The organism is Shewanella sp. ALD9, from assembly GCF_002836315.1.
Classification (GTDB): Bacteria; Pseudomonadota; Gammaproteobacteria; order Enterobacterales; family Shewanellaceae; genus Shewanella.
In genome coordinates, this window is record NZ_PJCD01000044.1 from 90,833 (window position 1) to 110,122 (window position 19,290).

The 19,290-nt window shown below is 43.3% G+C and carries 18 protein-coding genes; 4 read left to right on the plus strand and 14 right to left on the minus strand.

Annotated elements, in window-relative coordinates:
- Positions 1-55 precede the first annotated feature (55 nt).
- From djlA to CXF88_RS21950, 3 genes are all read left to right on the plus strand, one after another.
- Positions 56-829, plus strand: coding sequence for a co-chaperone DjlA (gene djlA, locus CXF88_RS21295; protein ID WP_011638516.1), 774 nt, complete (start codon positions 56-58; stop codon positions 827-829).
- Between the two features lie 46 nt (positions 830-875).
- Positions 876-1,829 carry a D-2-hydroxyacid dehydrogenase gene (locus CXF88_RS21300; protein ID WP_101088761.1) on the plus strand — a complete coding sequence of 318 codons (954 nt, stop codon included), beginning with the start codon at positions 876-878 and terminating at the stop codon, positions 1,827-1,829.
- Between the two features lie 272 nt (positions 1,830-2,101).
- Entirely contained in the window at positions 2,102-2,269 is a 168-nt protein-coding gene (locus tag CXF88_RS21950; protein WP_157822846.1) for a hypothetical protein, read from the plus strand.
- Between the two features lie 141 nt (positions 2,270-2,410).
- Here the strand turns inward: CXF88_RS21950 and purT are convergent, their stop codons facing one another.
- The 14 genes from purT to CXF88_RS21370 all read right to left on the minus strand — a co-directional run bounded on the left by purT (position 2,411) and on the right by CXF88_RS21370 (position 17,703).
- Positions 2,411-3,601, minus strand: coding sequence for a formate-dependent phosphoribosylglycinamide formyltransferase (gene purT, locus CXF88_RS21305; protein ID WP_059744722.1), 1,191 nt, complete (start codon positions 3,599-3,601; stop codon positions 2,411-2,413).
- Positions 3,602-3,912: 311 nt separating this feature from the next.
- Positions 3,913-4,548: a peroxiredoxin-like family protein gene (locus tag CXF88_RS21310; protein ID WP_101088762.1), complete on the minus strand. Its 636-nt coding sequence runs from the start codon at positions 4,546-4,548 to the stop codon at positions 3,913-3,915.
- 125 nt (positions 4,549-4,673) lie between these two features.
- Entirely contained in the window at positions 4,674-5,975 is a 1,302-nt protein-coding gene (locus CXF88_RS21315) for a DEAD/DEAH box helicase (protein ID WP_059744719.1), read from the minus strand.
- A 448-nt stretch (positions 5,976-6,423) separates the two neighbouring features.
- Positions 6,424-7,302 (minus strand): F0F1 ATP synthase subunit gamma, encoded by an 879-nt coding sequence (locus CXF88_RS21320; RefSeq protein ID WP_101088763.1) that lies wholly within the window; start codon positions 7,300-7,302, stop codon positions 6,424-6,426.
- Positions 7,299-8,852 carry an alternate F1F0 ATPase, F1 subunit alpha gene (locus tag CXF88_RS21325; protein ID WP_101088764.1) on the minus strand — a complete coding sequence of 518 codons (1,554 nt, stop codon included), beginning with the start codon at positions 8,850-8,852 and terminating at the stop codon, positions 7,299-7,301. The genes CXF88_RS21320 and CXF88_RS21325 overlap by 4 nt, the downstream gene beginning before the upstream one ends.
- On the minus strand, positions 8,836-9,660 hold the full coding sequence (locus tag CXF88_RS21330) for a F0F1 ATP synthase subunit delta (protein WP_101088765.1): 825 nt from the start codon (positions 9,658-9,660) through the stop codon (positions 8,836-8,838). Before CXF88_RS21330 ends, CXF88_RS21325 begins: the two co-directional genes overlap by 17 nt.
- A gap of 3 nt (positions 9,661-9,663) precedes the next feature.
- Positions 9,664-9,945, minus strand: a complete 282-nt coding sequence (locus CXF88_RS21335; protein ID WP_101088766.1) for a F0F1 ATP synthase subunit C — start codon at positions 9,943-9,945, stop codon at positions 9,664-9,666.
- 31 nt (positions 9,946-9,976) lie between these two features.
- A complete protein-coding gene (locus CXF88_RS21340) occupies positions 9,977-10,717 on the minus strand; it encodes a F0F1 ATP synthase subunit A (protein ID WP_101088767.1) in 741 nt (246 codons plus the stop codon).
- Positions 10,714-11,154, minus strand: a complete 441-nt coding sequence (locus CXF88_RS21345; RefSeq protein ID WP_242445221.1) for an ATP synthase subunit I — start codon at positions 11,152-11,154, stop codon at positions 10,714-10,716. The genes CXF88_RS21340 and CXF88_RS21345 overlap by 4 nt, the downstream gene beginning before the upstream one ends.
- Positions 11,102-11,467: an AtpZ/AtpI family protein gene (locus CXF88_RS21350; protein WP_101088769.1), complete on the minus strand. Its 366-nt coding sequence runs from the start codon at positions 11,465-11,467 to the stop codon at positions 11,102-11,104. Before CXF88_RS21350 ends, CXF88_RS21345 begins: the two co-directional genes overlap by 53 nt.
- A 2-nt stretch (positions 11,468-11,469) precedes the next feature.
- A complete protein-coding gene (locus tag CXF88_RS21355; protein ID WP_101088770.1) occupies positions 11,470-11,880 on the minus strand; it encodes a F0F1 ATP synthase subunit epsilon in 411 nt (136 codons plus the stop codon).
- Between the two features lies 1 nt (position 11,881).
- Positions 11,882-13,333 (minus strand): F0F1 ATP synthase subunit beta, encoded by a 1,452-nt coding sequence (atpD, locus tag CXF88_RS21360; RefSeq protein WP_101088771.1) that lies wholly within the window; start codon positions 13,331-13,333, stop codon positions 11,882-11,884.
- Positions 13,334-13,996: 663 nt separating this feature from the next.
- On the minus strand, positions 13,997-15,355 hold the full coding sequence (locus CXF88_RS21365) for an NCS2 family permease (RefSeq protein WP_101088772.1): 1,359 nt from the start codon (positions 15,353-15,355) through the stop codon (positions 13,997-13,999).
- Between the two features lie 560 nt (positions 15,356-15,915).
- Positions 15,916-17,703: an aminopeptidase P family protein gene (locus CXF88_RS21370; protein WP_101088773.1), complete on the minus strand. Its 1,788-nt coding sequence runs from the start codon at positions 17,701-17,703 to the stop codon at positions 15,916-15,918.
- 271 nt (positions 17,704-17,974) lie between these two features.
- Here CXF88_RS21370 and CXF88_RS21375 point away from each other — a divergent pair, with 271 nt between their 5' ends.
- Entirely contained in the window at positions 17,975-19,189 is a 1,215-nt protein-coding gene (locus CXF88_RS21375) for a Xaa-Pro peptidase family protein (RefSeq protein ID WP_101088774.1), read from the plus strand.
- The last annotated feature ends 101 nt before the right edge of the window (positions 19,190-19,290 follow it).

Genomic DNA, 19,290 nt, shown 5'->3' on the forward strand with positions numbered 1-19,290 from the left:
CGCCATCTGATGGTGGCTAGTTATGTATTAATTATTAACCGTAGTGGAAAACAACATGCGAATTTGGGGTAAAGTTTTTGGGTTTATCATTGGGTATATGTTCGGGCGGTTTTTTGGTGCGATTTTAGGATTATGGTTAGGCCATGCTTTCGATAGGCGCCAAGGACTAACCTCGATAATGCGCAAAGGCAGTGAACGTCAGGCGATGTTTTTTAATTCTACATTTGCCGTAATGGGCCATGTTGCTAAAGCGTCAGGGCGAGTGACTGAAACTGATATTCGTATTGCTACCATGTTAATGGATCAAATGAAGTTGTCTGGTCAGTCTCGTATCGATGCGCAAACGGCTTTTCGTCAAGGTCGCCAAGCAGATTTTGATTTGCTAAAGCAGCTAGAACTGTTTCGACAAGCCACTCAAGGGCGGGTTGAGCTAGCACAAATGTTCTTGGAAATCCAAATTCAAACAGCCTTGGCCGATGGTGAATTACATGCCAATGAAAAGCAAATATTGTCGGTTATTGCCACTAAGCTTGGCCTTGCTGCACAACTGGATGCTTTACTGGCGCGTTGGCAAGCTGAGTTTAGTCATCATCAGTCGCCACAAGGTAATAAAATGCCGCTTACTGATGCCTATGTGCTGCTGGGCGTGCAAGAATCTGCTAGCGATCAAGACGTAAAACGAACTTACCGCAAGTTGATGAATGAACATCATCCAGACAAACTTGTGGCTAAAGGCTTACCTGAAGAGATGATGGAATTAGCCAACACCAAAGCACAAGATATTCAAGCCGCTTATGAGCGCATTAAAACCTCTAGAGGAATGCGTTAGCGCAAGCCAATAACGTATTTTTGTAAGCAATGAAATGGGGCAGTAAATGAAAATAGTGGTATTAGATGGTTATACACTTAATCCGGGTGATTTGAGTTGGCAAGCGCTTGAGGCATTAGGCGAATGTGATATTTACGACCATACAACACTCGACCAAATCGTCAGTCGTTGCCAAGGTGCGCACATCGTACTGACCAATAAAACCCTATTGAGTGCCGCGACCTTAAAGCAACTGCCCGCATTAACCTATATTGGTGTTCTCGCCACTGGAACCAATGTGGTCGATGTTGATGCAGCAACAGCGCAGGGCATTGTTGTCACTAATATTCCTGCTTATGGCCCCGATGCCGTAGCACAAATGGTGTTTGCCCATATTTTACATCATAAGCAACAAGTTGCTTTACATGACCAAGCCGTAAAACAAGGACAATGGGTAACGCAACGAGATTTTTGTTTTACCTTATCACCCTTAACTTCATTAAAAGGCCTCACGCTGGGTGTGGTAGGTTATGGTGATATTGGCCAACAGGTTGCCAATTTAGGTGTCGCATTTGGCATGAAAGTGTTGATTACCAGTGCTAAACCTAAAACCAATTTACCTGATGCCATTCAATGGTGCGAACGTGACATCCTGCTGCAACAAGCCGATATTATTTCGCTGCATTGTCCGCTGAGTACAGCAACCAAATACATGATCAATAGCGACAGTTTATGCTTACTTAAACAGGGTTGTTTATTAGTGAATACCGCCCGTGGCGATTTGATTAATGAAAATGATCTCGCTCAATGGCTTAACAATGGTAACGGCTTTGCGGCAGTTGACGTGTTATCGACAGAGCCACCCAGTAGCAATAACCCACTACTGAGTGCAGCCAACATTACTATCACGCCGCATATTGCATGGGCGACATTACAAGCTAGACAAAATCTGCTTAATATTGCGGTTGAAAATGTACGCAAATTTCAACAAGGTAAAATGTTGAATCGAATTAACGACTAAAAACGAGCACTCATCACTCACTTTGAATGTGTTGAGTGTAAAACTTTAGTGTTCAGCATTGAGCCCTGAACGGGACCTGCACATGTCACTCTGAAAATTTTGTTTGATTTTGTCGATAAAGAACGTACAAGATTTGATAACGTGCTTCATGACACTCATGCACTGCAATTTGAAATTGAATCGAATATTGATTTTATTGTGGATGGCTTGGGGCAAAATTCAGTGCTGCCGACATTATCAAGGGGCGAGAAACTCAAGCGTTTGATAAAGCGATGCTGTCGGGATTACATATTCGTCAGACTAAGTTGGCTCCGCAAACCATTGACGGTTATAAAGAGTTTGATAAATACTTAGACCATCAAAGCGATGTGTTAGTTAGCAATCTATACATGAAAATAGCTGTGTTGCGCAAATTGATTAACGCGGGCACGCTTGAGTAAGATCGTAAGCTTAAGGCGCTGTTTCGATTATTGATGTTAGTGCACTTTCATTTAGCGGATAAACCTCTACCTAAACCAATGCTTAAAACAAAAAACTAAGCCGCAGATATTCCACGGCTTAGTTCATCGTTAAGTTAGACGTTAAAATAGTACCTTGATATGACTGGCAACAGTTTTCGCTTTTTCGACCGCTTGTTCTACCGAGTTATCGCGGGCTAGCGCTACACCTAAGCGCCGGCGGCCATCAATGTCTGGCTTACCAAACAAGCGTAATTGAGTATCGGCTGGCGCTAAGGCGGCAGCCATACCCTGGTAACGGATATTGGTGGATGTGCCTTCGGCAAGAATAACCGCAGAAGCACTTGGACCATGCTGCACAATATTGCTTATTGGTAATCCTAAAATCGCACGTACATGCAAGGCAAACTCAGATAAATCCTGGCTGATTAAGGTCACTAAACCTGTATCGTGTGGTCTAGGTGACACTTCAGAAAAATAAACGTCATCACCTTTTACAAACAACTCGACTCCAAATAAACCATAACCACCAAGGGCTTCAACCACTTTTTGACTCATAGCTTGGGCTTTTTGTAGCACTGCCGCCGACATCGCTTGTGGCTGCCATGATTCACGATAATCACCATCTTCTTGGCGGTGACCTATTGGCTCGCAAAAGTGAATCCCACTGACGGCACTGATAGTCAGTAAGGTAATTTCGTAATCAAATGGAATAAAAGCTTCAACAATCACTCGTCCTTTACCTGCACGACCACCTTCTTGGGCGTAAGCCCATGCTTGCTGAATGGTTTGTGCAGACTTAATCACACTCTGGCCTTTACCAGACGAACTCATTACTGGCTTAACCACGCATGGAATGCCAATGTCGGTAACGGCCTGTTCAAATTCAGCTAGAGTGTCACAGAAAAAGTACTTTGATGTTGGTATTGATAACGTTTCTGCCGCAAGTCGGCGAATACCTTCACGATCCATGGTGAGTTTAGCCGCGTTAGCGGTTGGCACTACGTGCAATCCTTGCTGCTCTAGTTCCACTAACGTTTGGGTGGCAATGGCTTCAATTTCTGGAATCACTAAATCTGGCTGTTCAAGCTCGATAACATCTTTTAATGCTTTTGCATCCAGCATGTTAATCACATGAAAACGATGGGCAATTTGCATTGCTGGGGCATTGGGATAGCGATCAACTCCGATAACTTCAATTCCGTAACGTTGTAGCTCAATGGCAACTTCTTTGCCGAGCTCTCCGCAACCTAATAGCATCGCCTTAATCGTGCCAGAAGAATTTGCTGTGCCAAATGTAGTAGCAATAGACATGGTAATTTACAGCCTCTGTGTAGGGATATTCTTATATGCAGAACAGTGTAACGAGGTGAGGTATTAAAAATCCAATATAAAATGAACTAATTGGCTAAAACGCCTGTATTTCGAGGTTTTTTGTGATGAAAGATTGTTTTTAATTACGATAAGTCTAGATGTATAGGAATGTAGGAGTGTGGTGGTCGAAAATGCCAAGTGTGAGTGGGTAAGAGTCATAACACTACAGCGTTGAATTCAGGGGGATAAGATAAAAAAAGCCAACATTATTGGATTAATGTTGGCTAGATTCTATTTGAATTTGGCGTTAACTAAGGTTTAACGAGTAACTCAGCAGCGGTTAAAATTAGCTCTGGCGCAGGGCGAACCTTGTAGTTTGGATTTACATATTGAAAATGAATTAAACCATTTTTATCTGCCAAATAGACAGCTGGCACGGGTAACACTAAACGTTTATCACCCGCTGGGGTAGTAAACAGTTCATTGGTTACCGCTAAACTGGCAGTATATTTTTTAGTGATATCTGCACTGGTGTAATAGGCTAAACCAAATGCTTGCGATGCCGCCATTGAGGTGTCAGACAGCAATAAATAATCGAGTTCTTGCTTATTCATCGACGCGCGCATTTTTTCAGGGGTGTCAGGTGAAATACCCACTAACTGGAAACCCATCTCAATCAGTTTTGGTTCAATGGCTTTTAACTGACCCATTTGCGAATTACAAAATGGACACCAACCGCCACGGTAAAAGAAAAATATAGTCGGCTTTTGAGCCACAAGTTTACTGAGTTCAACCGCTTTACCATCAACATCTTGCAGGGTTATTGCTGGTATTTGGTGGCCATTGAGCAGTGGCATGACATTGTTCTCGTCACTGGCAATAGGCTTAGCCACACTGGCTAAACTGGTTAACGTAAGTGCGGTGGCAATTAGCAGAGTTTTTAACATGATAAGTCCTTATAGAGTAATGTCCCGACTAAAGTAGACCTCATAATCACACAATTCATTTCATTCAAACACAAAAAAAGCGCCTAAGCGCTTTTTTCTATTACCATTAACTCTTTCGAGTTGAGTTATTTAATCTTTTTGTATTTAACCGTGCTGCTGACTTTACCCACTTTAACACGACGTCCGTCCATGTTTTTCTCAGCAATCATCTGGGCGCCAGCGTTATCACCACGTTGTTGTTTTTTAGCAAAACTACGGCGCTTTTCAATCTGCTTAAGCAGTACTTCACGGCTACCGACTTCATAACCCGGTACTGTGACTCGACGAATTGGCTGACCGATTAGCTTTTCAATATCAGCTAGAGTGCGTTCTTCTTCGCGGCTCACAAACGAAATTGCCACACCGGTTTTACCTGCACGACCTGTACGGCCAATACGGTGGACGTAATCTTCGGCTAAAAATGGTAAATCGTAGTTAACAACGTATTCAAGATTTTTAATATCAAGGCCACGAGCGGCGACTTCGGTGGCCACTAATACGCGAATTTTACCTTCAACAAATTCACGTAACGCACGACGACGGCTGCCTTGTGCTTTCTCGCCATGAACCACACCCGATGGAATACCATCTAAGTTAAGCTCTTTGACCAATTTGTCTGCAGCGTCACGAGTCGCGGTAAACACCAACACCTGTTGCCAGTTTTTGGTACCAATAAGTTCAGATATTAATTCACGCTTACGACGCTGCTCTACTGGATATACCACCTGGCTAACGGTGTCGGCAGTAGTGTTTTGTTTATCAACAGTAATCACTTTAGGCTTTTCAAGCATGTCATTCGCTAGCTTTTTAACCTCAGAAGAGAAGGTCGCAGAGAACAACATGTTTTGACGCTTTTTGTTTACTGCCTGGAGAATCTTTTTAATGTCAGCACTAAAGCCCATATCAAGCATACGGTCGGCTTCATCGAGTACTAAAAACTCAACATTCGACAAACTTAAGTTACACGCCACAATGTGTTCAAGTAAACGACCTGGTGTAGCAACAATAACGTCGGCACCGCGTTTAAGTTTTTGTGATTGGGTCTCTATTTTAACGCCACCATAAATGGTTAATACCGTTAAATTAAGATGCTTACTGTAAGCGCTAATGTTGTCTGCAACCTGTGCGGCAAGCTCACGAGTTGGAGTCAGAATTAAGGTACGAGTGTTAGACGGCATCGTCTCTTTTGGGTTATCACACATTCTTTGTAATATAGGCAGCGCAAATGCTGCTGTTTTACCCGTGCCTGTTTGAGCGCTTGCTAGGACATCTTCACCACGACGGATTGCTGGGATCGCTTGTTGTTGAATTGGCGTCATAGATTGATAACCGCACTCAGCGATCGCGCGTAATATTTCTGGGGCGAAGCTAAAAGATTCGAATTTCATGGTGCGGTTCCTGTATGTACATCAAAACAAAGCGATTTAGTTGCAACAAGCTAAGTTAGCTCCACAAGGTCAATCTAGAGTATTTGGGCCGATAGCCATTATTAATGGCAGATCTCATGCTTAACTGGGTTGATTAACGTCTTAGGATAGTTGAAAAACGTTAAGCTTGAATGATACACCCCATTGAGTGCCATCGATAAGCGGCCGCGGAGTATAACAAACTTTTGTTTAAATCCTGAACTTTATCTGTGTCTAACGAAAAGATTTTTTAGCGGAGAATTGTTTAGATGATATGGATTGATAGCAATGGCATTTACAGCACCTTGAGTGTGGAACTGTTAACTCGTTTTTGGACAAAAGTGTATTTAAGATATGGCCTGCGGCCACTAACGTCTGGCGCAGGGCAGAAAAAAGAATCGTTCACGGCTCCTTGATATTCAACCTATCTCTATTCCATTGCTCCAAATCCAGATATGACATCGAACAATTCCGCATCGATACCACTTTGACGTAAGCTGTGAAATTTTTGCTTAAGACTTGCATGCAGTTCATCGATATTTTTTTCTGCCCGCTGCATTGCAGACAAGCGACTGGCATTTTCACTGTTAAGTGATTCAGCACAAGCCCTAAACAGACTGACAAATAGATATTCACGCATCATAGCGCTTAGTGTTTCAGACCGCTCGGGCATAACTTCGGGTAAGTTATTAGTTGGCCATTGAATACTTGCAAAGTTTTGACTCCAGTGAGCATCTAGGGGTAAAAGTTGTTGGCTCACAGGAGTATAAATTGAATCGACATTTGGGCGATGATGAAAAATATACACCCGATCGATTGTCCCTTTCTCTCGTTGCGCTTCCATTTCAATCAAAATTGTACCGACTAGCGTTGAAATGACATCAACTGAATTTGGCAATATAAAACCTTGCTTTAGCACGAGTTTAGTTTCTAAAAGCCTTGACTGAAGACGATCTCCCACTGTCCAGACCAATTTATTCCCCGGCATTTTCTGCAATGACTCACAGACAAATTCGACCATTACTTCGTTAAATTGACCGACTAAACCCTGATCGGTTCCAAATACTATGACGCCAATGGCTGCTTTATTTGACGGTGGCCTTTTTGTTTTAATACTAGGGGATTGATATTGCTGGAAACAGGCGGCTAAGCCAAGTTGCACAGTACGATAATAATCATCTAATGAGTGAACTGCATTTTCGTATTGGCAGATATTAGATGACGCCATTGCCTTCATGCTGCGCACGACAGACTCAAGATCATCAGCACTGTTAATCTGATGACGCAGACTTGCGAGGCCTTCACTCATACTATTCCCTCTGCTTTCTGGCTGGACATAAATTGTGCTAATGCATTATGGACAGACTGGATAATGGCGTCTCTATCTTCTGCTGTTAATTCTTCAGATGTCTCTAAACGAGTGATTATTTCAGCTGGAAAATCGGCAGCAGCATTGCGGACTGCCAACTCGGCTTCACTCATTAGTGTCAACGGTATGTCATCAAATAGATTGGCCGTTAATGCCAGCAAGACCGCAATTTGTTCAACCATAGAAATTGGCGTAGATTCAGCTTGCTTTAGGCAAGCGCGAATACGTCGACCGTGGCCGATTGTTTTTAATGTGTTGTCATCTAATCGAGCGCCAAAACTCGAAAATGTTTCCAGCTCTTCAAACTGCGCATAAGCCAATTTTAGGTTTGATGCAACGGACCGATAAGCAGCACGTTGTGCCTTACCCCCAACACGAGAAACAGATTTCCCTACGTTGATAGCAGGCAGCACGCCCAGTTCAAATAACGAGGGTGAAAGATAGATCTGCCCATCGGTGATAGAAATGAGATTCGTAGGAATATAGGCAGATATATCCTGTGCTTCAGTTTCAATAATGGGCAGCGCCGTTAATGAACCACCACCTTGTTCTTGACTTAAGTGAGTAGCCCGCTCCAATAAACGCGAGTGAATATAAAATATATCACCGGGAAAAGCTTCACGTCCTGGAGGGCGACGCAACAGCAGTGACAGCTCGCGGTAAGTGCGTGCGTGGTGTGTTAAGTCATCATAAACAATTAATACGTCGCGTCCTTGCTGCATAAAATATTCGGCAATACTGGTTGCTGCATAAGGGGCAATATAGGCGAGGCCTGGAGGATCATTACCTTCGGTAACCACTACAACGGTATATTCCATAGCGCCTTGTTTTTCTAATGTGGCAATGACTTTGGCAACACCAGATGTACGTTGGCCAATAGCACAATATACGCAAAGTACATTTTTACCGCGCTGGTTCAGTATGGTGTCAAGGGCAATAGCCGTTTTACCAGTTTGTCTATCGCCGAGAATTAACTCTCGTTGGCCACGCCCCACCGGAATAAGGGCGTCAATTACTTTGATACCTGTTTGCAAGGGAACACTCACCGCTGCACGATCCATAATTGCAGGCGATGGACGTTCAACGGGGAGACGGGTACTTGATAGCAATCGGCCTCTGCCATCTAAGGGTTCTCCGATAGGATTGATAATACGGCCTATCAAGCCATCTCCTACAGGAACATCCACTATATGCCCACAACGTTCTACTTCATCACCGGCTTGTAAATGCCAATACTCTCCCAATAGTACAACGCCAATTTCATTTTCATTCACATTGAATGCAATGCCAAAAATGTCACCAGGGAACTTAAGCACTTCTTCAAAACCGACTTTTGGCAAGCCAGACACGATTGCAATACCAGTGGCAATACTGGTAATTATGCCGACTTCTCGCGGTTGCAATAGGGGTGAAAAAGATTGCCGCGCTTGTTGCAGAGTCGAAAATGTTTGCTCAAATATTGATTGTAAGAAATCAGGCGCTGGTTTCATGATTATTATCCTGTGCGCTTGAGGGACTTAAGTCTGAATTCTCGATACTGCTGGTGGTTAATAGTAATTCATCAACACGTTTTGCCAGTGATCTGAGATATTCGTTAATGCTCCAAGATATTTTTTGACCATTGATACTGATCTCTATCCCGCTGATGACCTTGGGCTCAATGGCGAATTGAAGTGTTATCTCGTGGCCCAATATTTTTTCTATTTCTGTTTTAATAACAGAGCATTGCGGCTTTGGAAGTGTAAAGGCTGTTTGAACAAGAATAGGTTTAGCTGATAAGTTAAATGCTGCGGTAAAATCAGTCGTCTCTTTATCCGTTAATTCATGTAAACGGCGAATAAAAATCTCTGTCATGGACGCTTCCAAAGAGGTTTCAGCAAGATCGTCGAGAACCTTACGTGTGATGGAAAATATTTCTTCGCGCGCACTTTGGCTAAGCGCCACTTGTAAATTGAGTTGCTCATTTTTAAGGGCTAATTGTAATATTTTACGGAGATCTTCTGCTTCTTGTCTAACCGTTTCGAGTAACTGAGCCCGCTCGGCTTTTGTATCTTCTATTAATTTATTCATGCGGGTTGTTTTTTGCTGTTCAAACTCAGCATTTTTCTGCTCAAATTCATTGCGCTGCTGCTCTGCTTTGGCACTTTTGGCATCCGCGTCGGCAATTTCTGTGGCGATCCTTTTCTCTCGGGCATCGATATTATTAATAATAGGTCGGTATAAAAATCGTTTCAGTAACCATATGAGTACCAAAAAGTTAACCACTTGAGCAAATACGGTAAACCAGTCAATTAGCATAACTTATATACCTGCAGCTAGGTCGATAAAGTAATTCCAAAATGGATTGGCAAACAACAAAATCATCGATACAACAAAGCAATAAATTGCAGTGGATTCTATCATCGCCAAGCCGACAAGCAGGGTACGAGTGATAGTGGCAGATGCATCAGGTTGTTGGGCTAATGCAGATAATGCCGTTGCAACAGCCTTGCCTTCGGCTAATGACGGTCCAATAACGCCGATAGTGATGGTTAATCCCGCGGTGATAATCGATACCATTGCAATAATTGTTATGCTGTCCATACTTGCTCCTAAATCAATTTAAGGTGTTGGATCATTGCTGAGAGCCTGGTTTAGTGTCTTGATCTTCAATGGTGTCAGAGCTGTCTTGTGCAAGTTCATCCTCCGTTTTTTGAATGCGTGTTGCTGCAGTGATGTATACGGTTGCCAAAATAAAAAATATATAGGCTTGTATAATGCCCGTGAGTAAACCGAGTAGTGTCATTACTATCGGAAATATAAATGGGGTAATACTCAGTAAAATACCGATGATCATTGCACCACTCATCATATTGCCAAACAATCGCACCGCTAAGGCCAGCGTACGCGACAGTTCACTAATAATGTTAAATGGCAAAATAATAACGGTTGGCTTGGTATAGGAGACTAGGTAGCCGCGCAAGCCTTGCTCCTCAATGCCAAATAATGGCACTGCTACAAATACAGATAATGCCAAAGCGACGGTACAGGAAAGTGAGCCAGTCGGCGGTTCGAAGCCGGGAAAGACCGTACAAATGGCGGAGGCGGCGATAAATAAAAATAGCGATCCAAGAAAGCCTAGATACTTATGGGGATTACTCAGACCAACTTCTTCAATTTGTCTGCTAATCATGATGACAAGCATTTCTAGCAAGTTTTGCCAGCGGGTGCGGCGCATATTTTTGGATAATTTTCTGGTAATAACAATGGAACTTATCACCAATAACAGCATGACTAACCAAGTAAATACTATCGTCGCGTTGAGCTTAACAAAGCCCATTTGCCAGAAAATAATTTGGTCAGGACTAAGGTTCATAAAACGTCTTCCTCAGTATCGAGTATGAGATCGTTGTTTAACGAGTGTGTATGTTGTTTGAGTTGAATGTATCTCGTTGTAATTAAACGTACTAACATAAACCCAAATAAACCCGCCAGTAAATTATGCCAATCTTTGCCGATAATAAAATAGAATCCAGCAATTACTATAGTTGAGCGTACTAACAAACTGATGATAAATAGCAGTGCAACATGTTGGCTTGATTGCAGCTGATTAACCGTCCACCAAAGCCCTGCGAAAAAAAGTATTCCCAGCAATGTGCCTACTAGCAAAGCCAATGCTAGCTCTACAAATATGTTGCCTACCAATAAGTTTTCCATAAGTCGGTTTCCATCAAATAAGTTGCCTACAGGGTTTATTAAGTTAATCGCCTCGGTGGATTTCTTTATCTTCTTTGTCAATCCAATACCAGGCATTGGCACAACCTAGGCATAAACCGAGAACCAATAACATCAAGGTTCTTGAATGTTCACCGGGATAGTGTTTATCAAGCCAAATACCCAATACTGTACCGAGTATGGTCGGTACCACCACTGACCAACCAATGAGTCCCATCATGCCAAACCCCATCCAAACTATTTTGTTTACATGGCGTTGAGCCTTTAATTTTCGCGTTGCCATATTGTCAACTTGTCGGCTAAACTTTTCGTTGTTGGACTTATATTTTTCGGGCTTTGTTGTGTCGGCATTTGGTTTTAGCGACGTTTTTTTTTGCGATTTATTATTCATAATTACACTCGCTCATGATGAAAATCAGTCAAGCGGTGGATAAAATCACTTTCCATTTTTATCAGTACTGAACGCAATTGTTGTTCCTGCTCATCTAGGTGCATAAACTCTTGCTCAACGGCTTGATGTAATTCACTCAGCCCCAAACCGCCTATGGCGTTACGCACTGATATCAATACATCAAAGCCCGTTTTAACTAATACACCTTCATCAATGGCAACGTAGACTTCATCAGCCCCCTCGCATTCATAAACCAGTAACCCTGCGGTTAATGACGCTACACAGTCTAGTCTATGGGGCAAAATACCAAACGAACCTTGATGGGTTACTGCGACAATACGTACAATATTTTGCTGCTCGGTAAACACTTTATATGGCAATAGAATTTTAAGGTTCATGTGTGCTGATAACATGTTACGTACCTTGTTTGTCCGTTTGCTTATCTACAGTTGGCTGTGCGTTTATTTTCTCAAGCTTAGGGTTTATGGCTTCATCAATTGAGCCAATCATATACAGAGCACTTTCTGGATAGTCTTTAAATTCATCGAGTAGAATTCGTTCGCAGCCATCTAATGCTTCACTAAGACTTACCAATTTCCCTGGCATACTGGTGAACTGTTCTGTGGTAAAAAAAGGTTGAGTAAAAAAACGTTCAAGGCGACGAGCACGTGCCACAATTTTATGATCTGCTACCGATAGCTGTTCCATACCTAACATGGCGATAATGTCTTTAAGTTCTTCATATTGTGCCAACGTGCTGCGTATTTTCTGCGCCAAGTCGTAGTGGCGTTGACCGATAATACTCGGAGTGGCCATTTTAGAATTAGATTGCAACGGATCAATAGCTGGGTAAAGTCCTTCACTGGCCCGTTTCCGCGATAGCACAATTGATGCCGATAGATGTGAAAAAGTATGCACCGCAGCGGGATCGGTAAAGTCGTCTGCCGGCACGTATACCGCTTGAATGGAAGTAATCGCACCCGTATCAGTATTGGCAATACGATCTTCGAGTTGTGACAATTCAGTACCTAAGGTTGGCTGGTACCCCAAGCGTGCTGGCATTTGGCCCATTAAACCAGACACTTCCATACCCGCCTGAATAAAACGAAAAATATTATCAATCAGTAACAACACATCACGATGTTCATCGTCACGAAAATATTCGGCCATGGTTAATGCGGCATGACCCACACGAAAGCGTGCTCCAGGTGGCTCATTCATTTGTCCGAATACCATTACCATATTATCCAATACGCCTGCTGCTTTCATCTCTCGGTAGAGTTCTTCACCTTCTCGACAACGCTCACCAATACCGCAAAAAATACTCACCCCAGCATGCTGACCTACCATATTGTGGATCATTTCGGTCAGTAACACCGTTTTGCCCACTCCGGCACCGCCAAAAAGTCCAGCCTTACCACCACGTTCAAGAGGCATTAATACATCAATTACTTTGATACCGGATTCGAATACTTCGGATTTAGTTGCAAGCTGGTCGATTGCTGGCGGTTCGTTATGTACAGAACGCCACTGGGTATCTATTGGTGGTGGTTTATGATCAATGGCGTTGCCAAAAACATCAAACATCCGCGATATAATTGTCTTACCCACAGGTGCCAATAGTGGTCCGCCGCTGTCATCTACCACCATGCCTCTAGCCAGCCCTTGGGTTGGTGTCAGCGCAATGCAGCGCACTCGATGTTCATCTAGTTGCGAAAAAACTTCGAGAAAAACTTGTCCCTTTTCTCCGGTAGTTAATAAAGTTCGAATAGGCGGGAGTTGCTGAGCAAATAGAATATCGACAACACTACCGCGTATCGCTATAACTGTACCTGAATTGGGTGAGGCATTTTTTCTATCCATCATATTCTGTCGATTATCTCCGATAACCAGATTGAAGTGCATAGAGGTTAATAACGAGTAAGAGGCTTACTAACTTACTATTATCGCAAGGCTTTGATTAAGTTGAAGTCTCCATTTTTTACCGCTAGTCAATGACTTGTTCTATTCGAACGTTATAGGTTTATTCAGTTATAGTACTCGCTGCGTCGTTTTACCATTTGTTTGCTTTGTTCTATAGCAATAAGTCATCACATTGGACATTATTTTAAAGGAATAAAAAAACCGTAATAAGTCCGTGTATTAACCTCAAACATATATTTATTCAACTTAACGCCTAGCAATTAATGCTTCCAAACACTTACCAATATTTAGCTCATTACCTCATTAAAAACCTTTTGGCGTGCTTTGCGTTGACGCAGATCAATTCAGAGTAATAGAGCTGCAGCAACCTCTGTTTTACCCTTATCTAATGCAAGATTAATCAATTCGAATGCTGGTGGTTATTGGCGAGGTGACATTGGTTTATTGAATATTCGGCAAGTTCGCGATGCTGGCAGTCGCGATCTTGATTGTCATCGTCAAGCAGTGGGTCTGCTAAACTAGCGTTCTGTCGTTAACCGATATTTATGTCGAAAACAAAAAAGGCCAGCCTCGATGGCTGGCCTTAATATTCGCTCAATAATGGTGTTAAATCGCCCAACCACCCATGTAAAAGGCGACTAAACCGAGAGTGATTAAGATAACCCCAAGTTGCAGTTTTCGCCACTCGCCACTGCATATGCGGCCAATAACCAAGGTAACAAACCCAAGCATAATCCCAGTAACGATATTACAGCTTAAAATAATAAATACCGCGCAGGTTAGGCCCGCCATTGCGTCCACTTTATCGTCAAAATTAAGCTTGGTGACGTTACTTAGCATCAGTAATCCAACATACATTAGCGCTGGAGCTGTCGCATAAGCAGGCACTAAAAAGCTTAACGGCGCTAAGAACATCATTATCAAAAATAGTAAGCCGACGATGGTCGCGGTCAGGCCTGTTTTGCCACCTGCTGCAGTTCCCGCTGCGGATTCAATATAAACAGCGGCTGGAGCGCCGCCGACTACGCCAGCAAAAATACTGCTGACTGAATCTGATGTCAGTGCCTTACCACCGCCAACAATATTGTCTTTATCATCGAGAAGTTCCGCTTGCCCTGCAACCGCTCTAATTGTGCCAGTTGCATCGAAGATAGCGGTCATCACTAATGCCAACACAATGGGCAGGACCACTGGATTCAGTGCGCCCATAATATCGAGCTGGCCAATAAGCGACGTTTCAGACATCAAGTCAGGCAAAGCAAATAGGCCTTGATAAGTCACGCTAGGATCAAATATTAACCCAAAGATCGATAGCCCGACGATGACCAACAATATGCCACCCGGTGTGCCTCGGCGCTCAAGCCCAATTGTCATAGCAAGACCAACAATTGTAGCGATAACCGGTAAGCTATTAATATCACCAAGCTTTACGGGTAAACCGGCATCGTTTGATACAATCAATTTCACGCTATTGGTGGCAATAAGGAGTAAAAACAAACCAATACCAATACCCGTACCGTGAGCAATACCGGTTGGCAGGTTAGTGAGTACCCATTGACGAATGCCAGTGACACTCACCAGTGTAAACACGATACCCATTAGGAAAATAGCGCCAAGGGTGACAGGAATCGATATTCCCTGACCTAGCACCATGCTAAATGCAGTAAATGCGGTGAGTGATATTGCACAACCAATGGCCATTGGCAAATTAGCCCATAGCCCCATGAGCAACGAACCAAACGCGGCAATTAAACAGGTAGCGATAAACACTGCCGCAGGGTCAAACCCCGCAGTGCCCAACATGTTTGGCACCACAATCACCGAATAAACCATAGCCAAAAACGTCGTTAAGCCAGCAATGACTTCACGTTTTAAGGTACTTCCACGGGCAGAAATATTGAAATAGCGATCCAAAAACGAATCAGAAACAGCAGCAGAATTAGAGATAGTCTGTTCAGACTTCATAGTGATTATACCTTTTGATCTCTTAAATTATCAGTTAACCAATGGTTATTCATTGGCGACACGGCTATGGCAGGTAGAGCCCCAAACGAGAACGACTTAGGTGAGAGATCCACTTGGCGCATATAGCGTTAGTGACCTGCGAGTATTGTGGTAAACAAATTTGTTATACACATGTCTGGTAAAATTTACTCTTACCAACACAGCCTTTGTTGGCGCGGAGTTTACAACAATCGACAATGGGGAAATAGGAAGCGGCTAACATTTTTTTGCTATGTGGGTAAAAAACGCACCACAAAAACAGATTGCTCGTATATCTCACCATAAAAGTCACTCGTTGTGGTAATGACAGCCTTTGAGCATTTATCACTAATAACTGATTACCGTCTTGGCATGGCAATTTAATACCATTTTTTAGGAATTATAATGTTTGCTGTGAGTAGGTAGATTCACTGGCGTTTTAGTTTGCACTTGATGGTGCTTTAATTAAAAGGGCTTTGGACATGTTATTGCTCCAAAGCCCTATATTCAGTGCTTACGCGTTATGTTGAACTGGATGGCACTTAAATCGCGATAGTCACTTTATTGAGCCATGCTAACTCGTCACCTTGCATTAATGGCGCTAAGGTTTGACGTACTTTTTGTTGATATTGATTAAACCAATTCACTTCAAAGTCGGTTAGCAATGATTTGTCGATTAAGCGTGCATCCATTGGAATATGGGTTAATACATCAAACTCATACATTTCACGCTCTGCACCTGCCAACGCTTGGCAATGTTGCACTGTGACGAGGTTTTCGATGCGAATACCAAAACCATCGGCGCGGTAATAACCAGGCTCATTCGACAATACCATGCCTGGCAGTAATGCCACGCCATTGACGTTTTTACCAATGCGCTGCGGGCCTTCGTGAACACTTAAAAAGTGACCGACTCCATGGCCAGTACCGTGGTCATAATCAAAACCATGTTGCCATAAATATTGGCGAGCAAACGCATCGAGTTGCACACCAGAGGTGCCTTTAGGGAAGCGGGCTGTATCAAGGGCTATGTGGCCTTTTAATACCAGCGTGACCATTTTTCTCTGCTCGTCTGTCACCTTGCCAATGGCGATGGTGCGGGTGACGTCGGTGGTGCCGTCTATGTACTGAGCGCCAGAATCGACCAAGTAAATACTGTTCATGGTCATGGTGCTTGGGGTGCCATTATTATGGTTGTAATGGCACATAGCGGCATTGGCACCAGTGGCAGAAATAGTGTCAAAGCTTGGCTCGCGGTACAGCGAGTCTTGTAATCTAAAGCTTTCTAATTTGTCAGCCAGTTGTGCTTCATCGTGCATAATGTTCTGTTCAACTTGGCTGTCTAACCAGGCTAAAAAGCGGCTGACGGCAACACCATCACGAATATGACACGCTCGTATACCAGCTAATTCGGCGTTATTTTTTTGTGCTTTAGGTAATGCAACCGGGTCGGTACCCACAATCAGTTTAGCACCGCCTTTTTGTGCCAGTAATTGCGAATAGGCGTTGGCAGAATGAGGGTCGGCCAATAGCTTAACCCCATTCATTTGCGCTAATACGGTTGCCAGTTCTGCTTCATCTTTAAAGCTCACCCCAGCACCTACGTGTTGTTCAATATTTTGCGGCACTTTAGCTAAATCGGTAAAAAAGGTCATATCGCCATTACTAGATAATAATCCGCAGCCAAGTATGACGGGGAAGCGTGGAACATCGTTTCCACGGATATTTAGTAACCAACAACATGAATCTAATGCGGCAATAAGGGCTACATCGGCGCCTTGCTTGTTAACCAGCTGACCAATTTGTTGACGTTTGTCGACGCTATTACGTCCTGCACCTTGGTGGCTAAATAAAGTCATGGTGGATGCTGACGGTGCAGGGCGGTCTAACCAACTCACATCAATCGGGTTGTTATCTACTTCAACTAAATTGATTTGGGCTTTATCAAATTGCGCTTTGGTTTGTTGATACCAAGCAAGGGTATGTAGGCGACTGTCGATGCCGACGTTAGCGCCTGCAGCTAATGTATCAATTAACCAGTCAATTTGCGGGTCGTCATACAGGCTTAAATATTCAAATAAGTTACCGTCTACTTGTTGGCGTACTTGCACTGTGTAACGGCCGTCGGTAAATATTGCTGCGCGGTCTTTTAACACGATTGCCATGCCAGCAGAACCCGTAAAGCCAGTGGCCCAATGTAAACGCTCGTTACGAGCAGGGACATACTCACCTAAATATTCGTCAGCGCGAGGAATGATGAATGCATCTATTTGGTTTACTTCAAGCTGTTGGCGAATGGCGTTAAGACGCGTAGCAATAATATTGGACATGGTTTCTCCGTTGGAGGCGACTGATGAACTCAGCTCTGTAGAATGAACTGCGATTATCGCAAGCGTGACGGCAAACTGGCAAGTGAAGTCGCTGACATAATGTGGAACAGACTGATTAAAATTGTAAACTTATATTGTATACAATGGTAACAAAGCGATACAGACGGTATCCTTGTTGATATTGATTATCTTGTATATTTGAACAAGGTAAGACGATTTGATTTCCACAGACTCTAGATAAATAACAATAAAAATAACCAAAGGAAAACCTATGACAATCGGTGTCGGCGGCGTTAGCCCGCAACAAGCATTAGCCACACTCACGAATATGACTCACGGTGTAGCAGCGATAAGTGATGATGAATTTAATCAACGAATTCAACATGCACAACGATTGATGGCGCAACATGGTTTAGAAGCAATCTATGTGAATGCTGGTACTAATTTGTACTATTTTACGGGTACTCGTTGGTTTTCTAGCGAACGTATGGTGGGTGCTATTATCCCCGCTGTGGGTGAGGTTCAGTATATTGCACCTGCATTTGAACTCGACACGTTACAGGGTTATATGACCATAAAAGGTCAAGTAAATACGTGGCATGAAGATGAAAGCCCATATCAGTTATTTGCCGATGTGCTGGATAACATCGGCTTGAGCCAAGCAAAAATCGGTATTGATGAGTCAACCGCCTTTTTTATTAGCGATGGCATTGCCCAAGCAGCTCCTCAGCATCGATTTGTAAGTGCGACAACAGTAACGGCAGGATGTCGGATGATTAAGTCGGTTGCCGAAATTGCCTTAATGCAACGCGCTAAAGACATGACCCTTGAAGTGCATAAAGCCACTGCCAGTATTTTACGTGAGGGCATCACCACTGCAGAAGTGGAAGACTTTATTAACCAAGCTCACTATGCCGTGGGCGCAGCCAAAGGTTCGTATTTTTGTATCGTGCTATTTGGTGAAGATACAGCGTATCCGCATGGGGTTAAATCACCTAAAGCGCTTGAGAAAAATGACACGGTATTGATTGATACCGGTTGCCAGTTACAAGGCTATAACTCTGATATTACTCGTACTTACGTATTTGGTGAGCCTAATGCTCGTCAGCGTCAATTATGGCAACTTGAACAGGATGCACAAATTGCTGCGTTTGATGCTGCTACCTTAGGAACCTTGTGTAGTGAAGTGGATGCAGCTGCTCGTGTCGTGTTAGAAGCCGCAGGCTTTGGTCCAGATTACAACGTGCCAGGTTTACCTCATCGTACTGGTCATGGTATCGGTTTAGATATTCATGAATGGCCATATTTGGTGCGTAATGATGTTACGCCACTGGCGGTTGGTATGTGTTTTAGCAACGAGCCAATGTTATGTGTACCTGGGGAGTTTGGGATCCGTCACGAAGACCATTTTTACATGACAGCGCAAGGGCCTAAATGGTTTACAGCGCCAGCGAAGTCGATTGATGATCCGTTTTATTTAGCATGATAATCAAATGCTTATGGAGTAAAGGCTCAATTTAAATAACCAAGAGCCGATAATCAATAGCAAAAAGCCTCCGACATGGAGGCTTTTTCATTTTCTGCTTA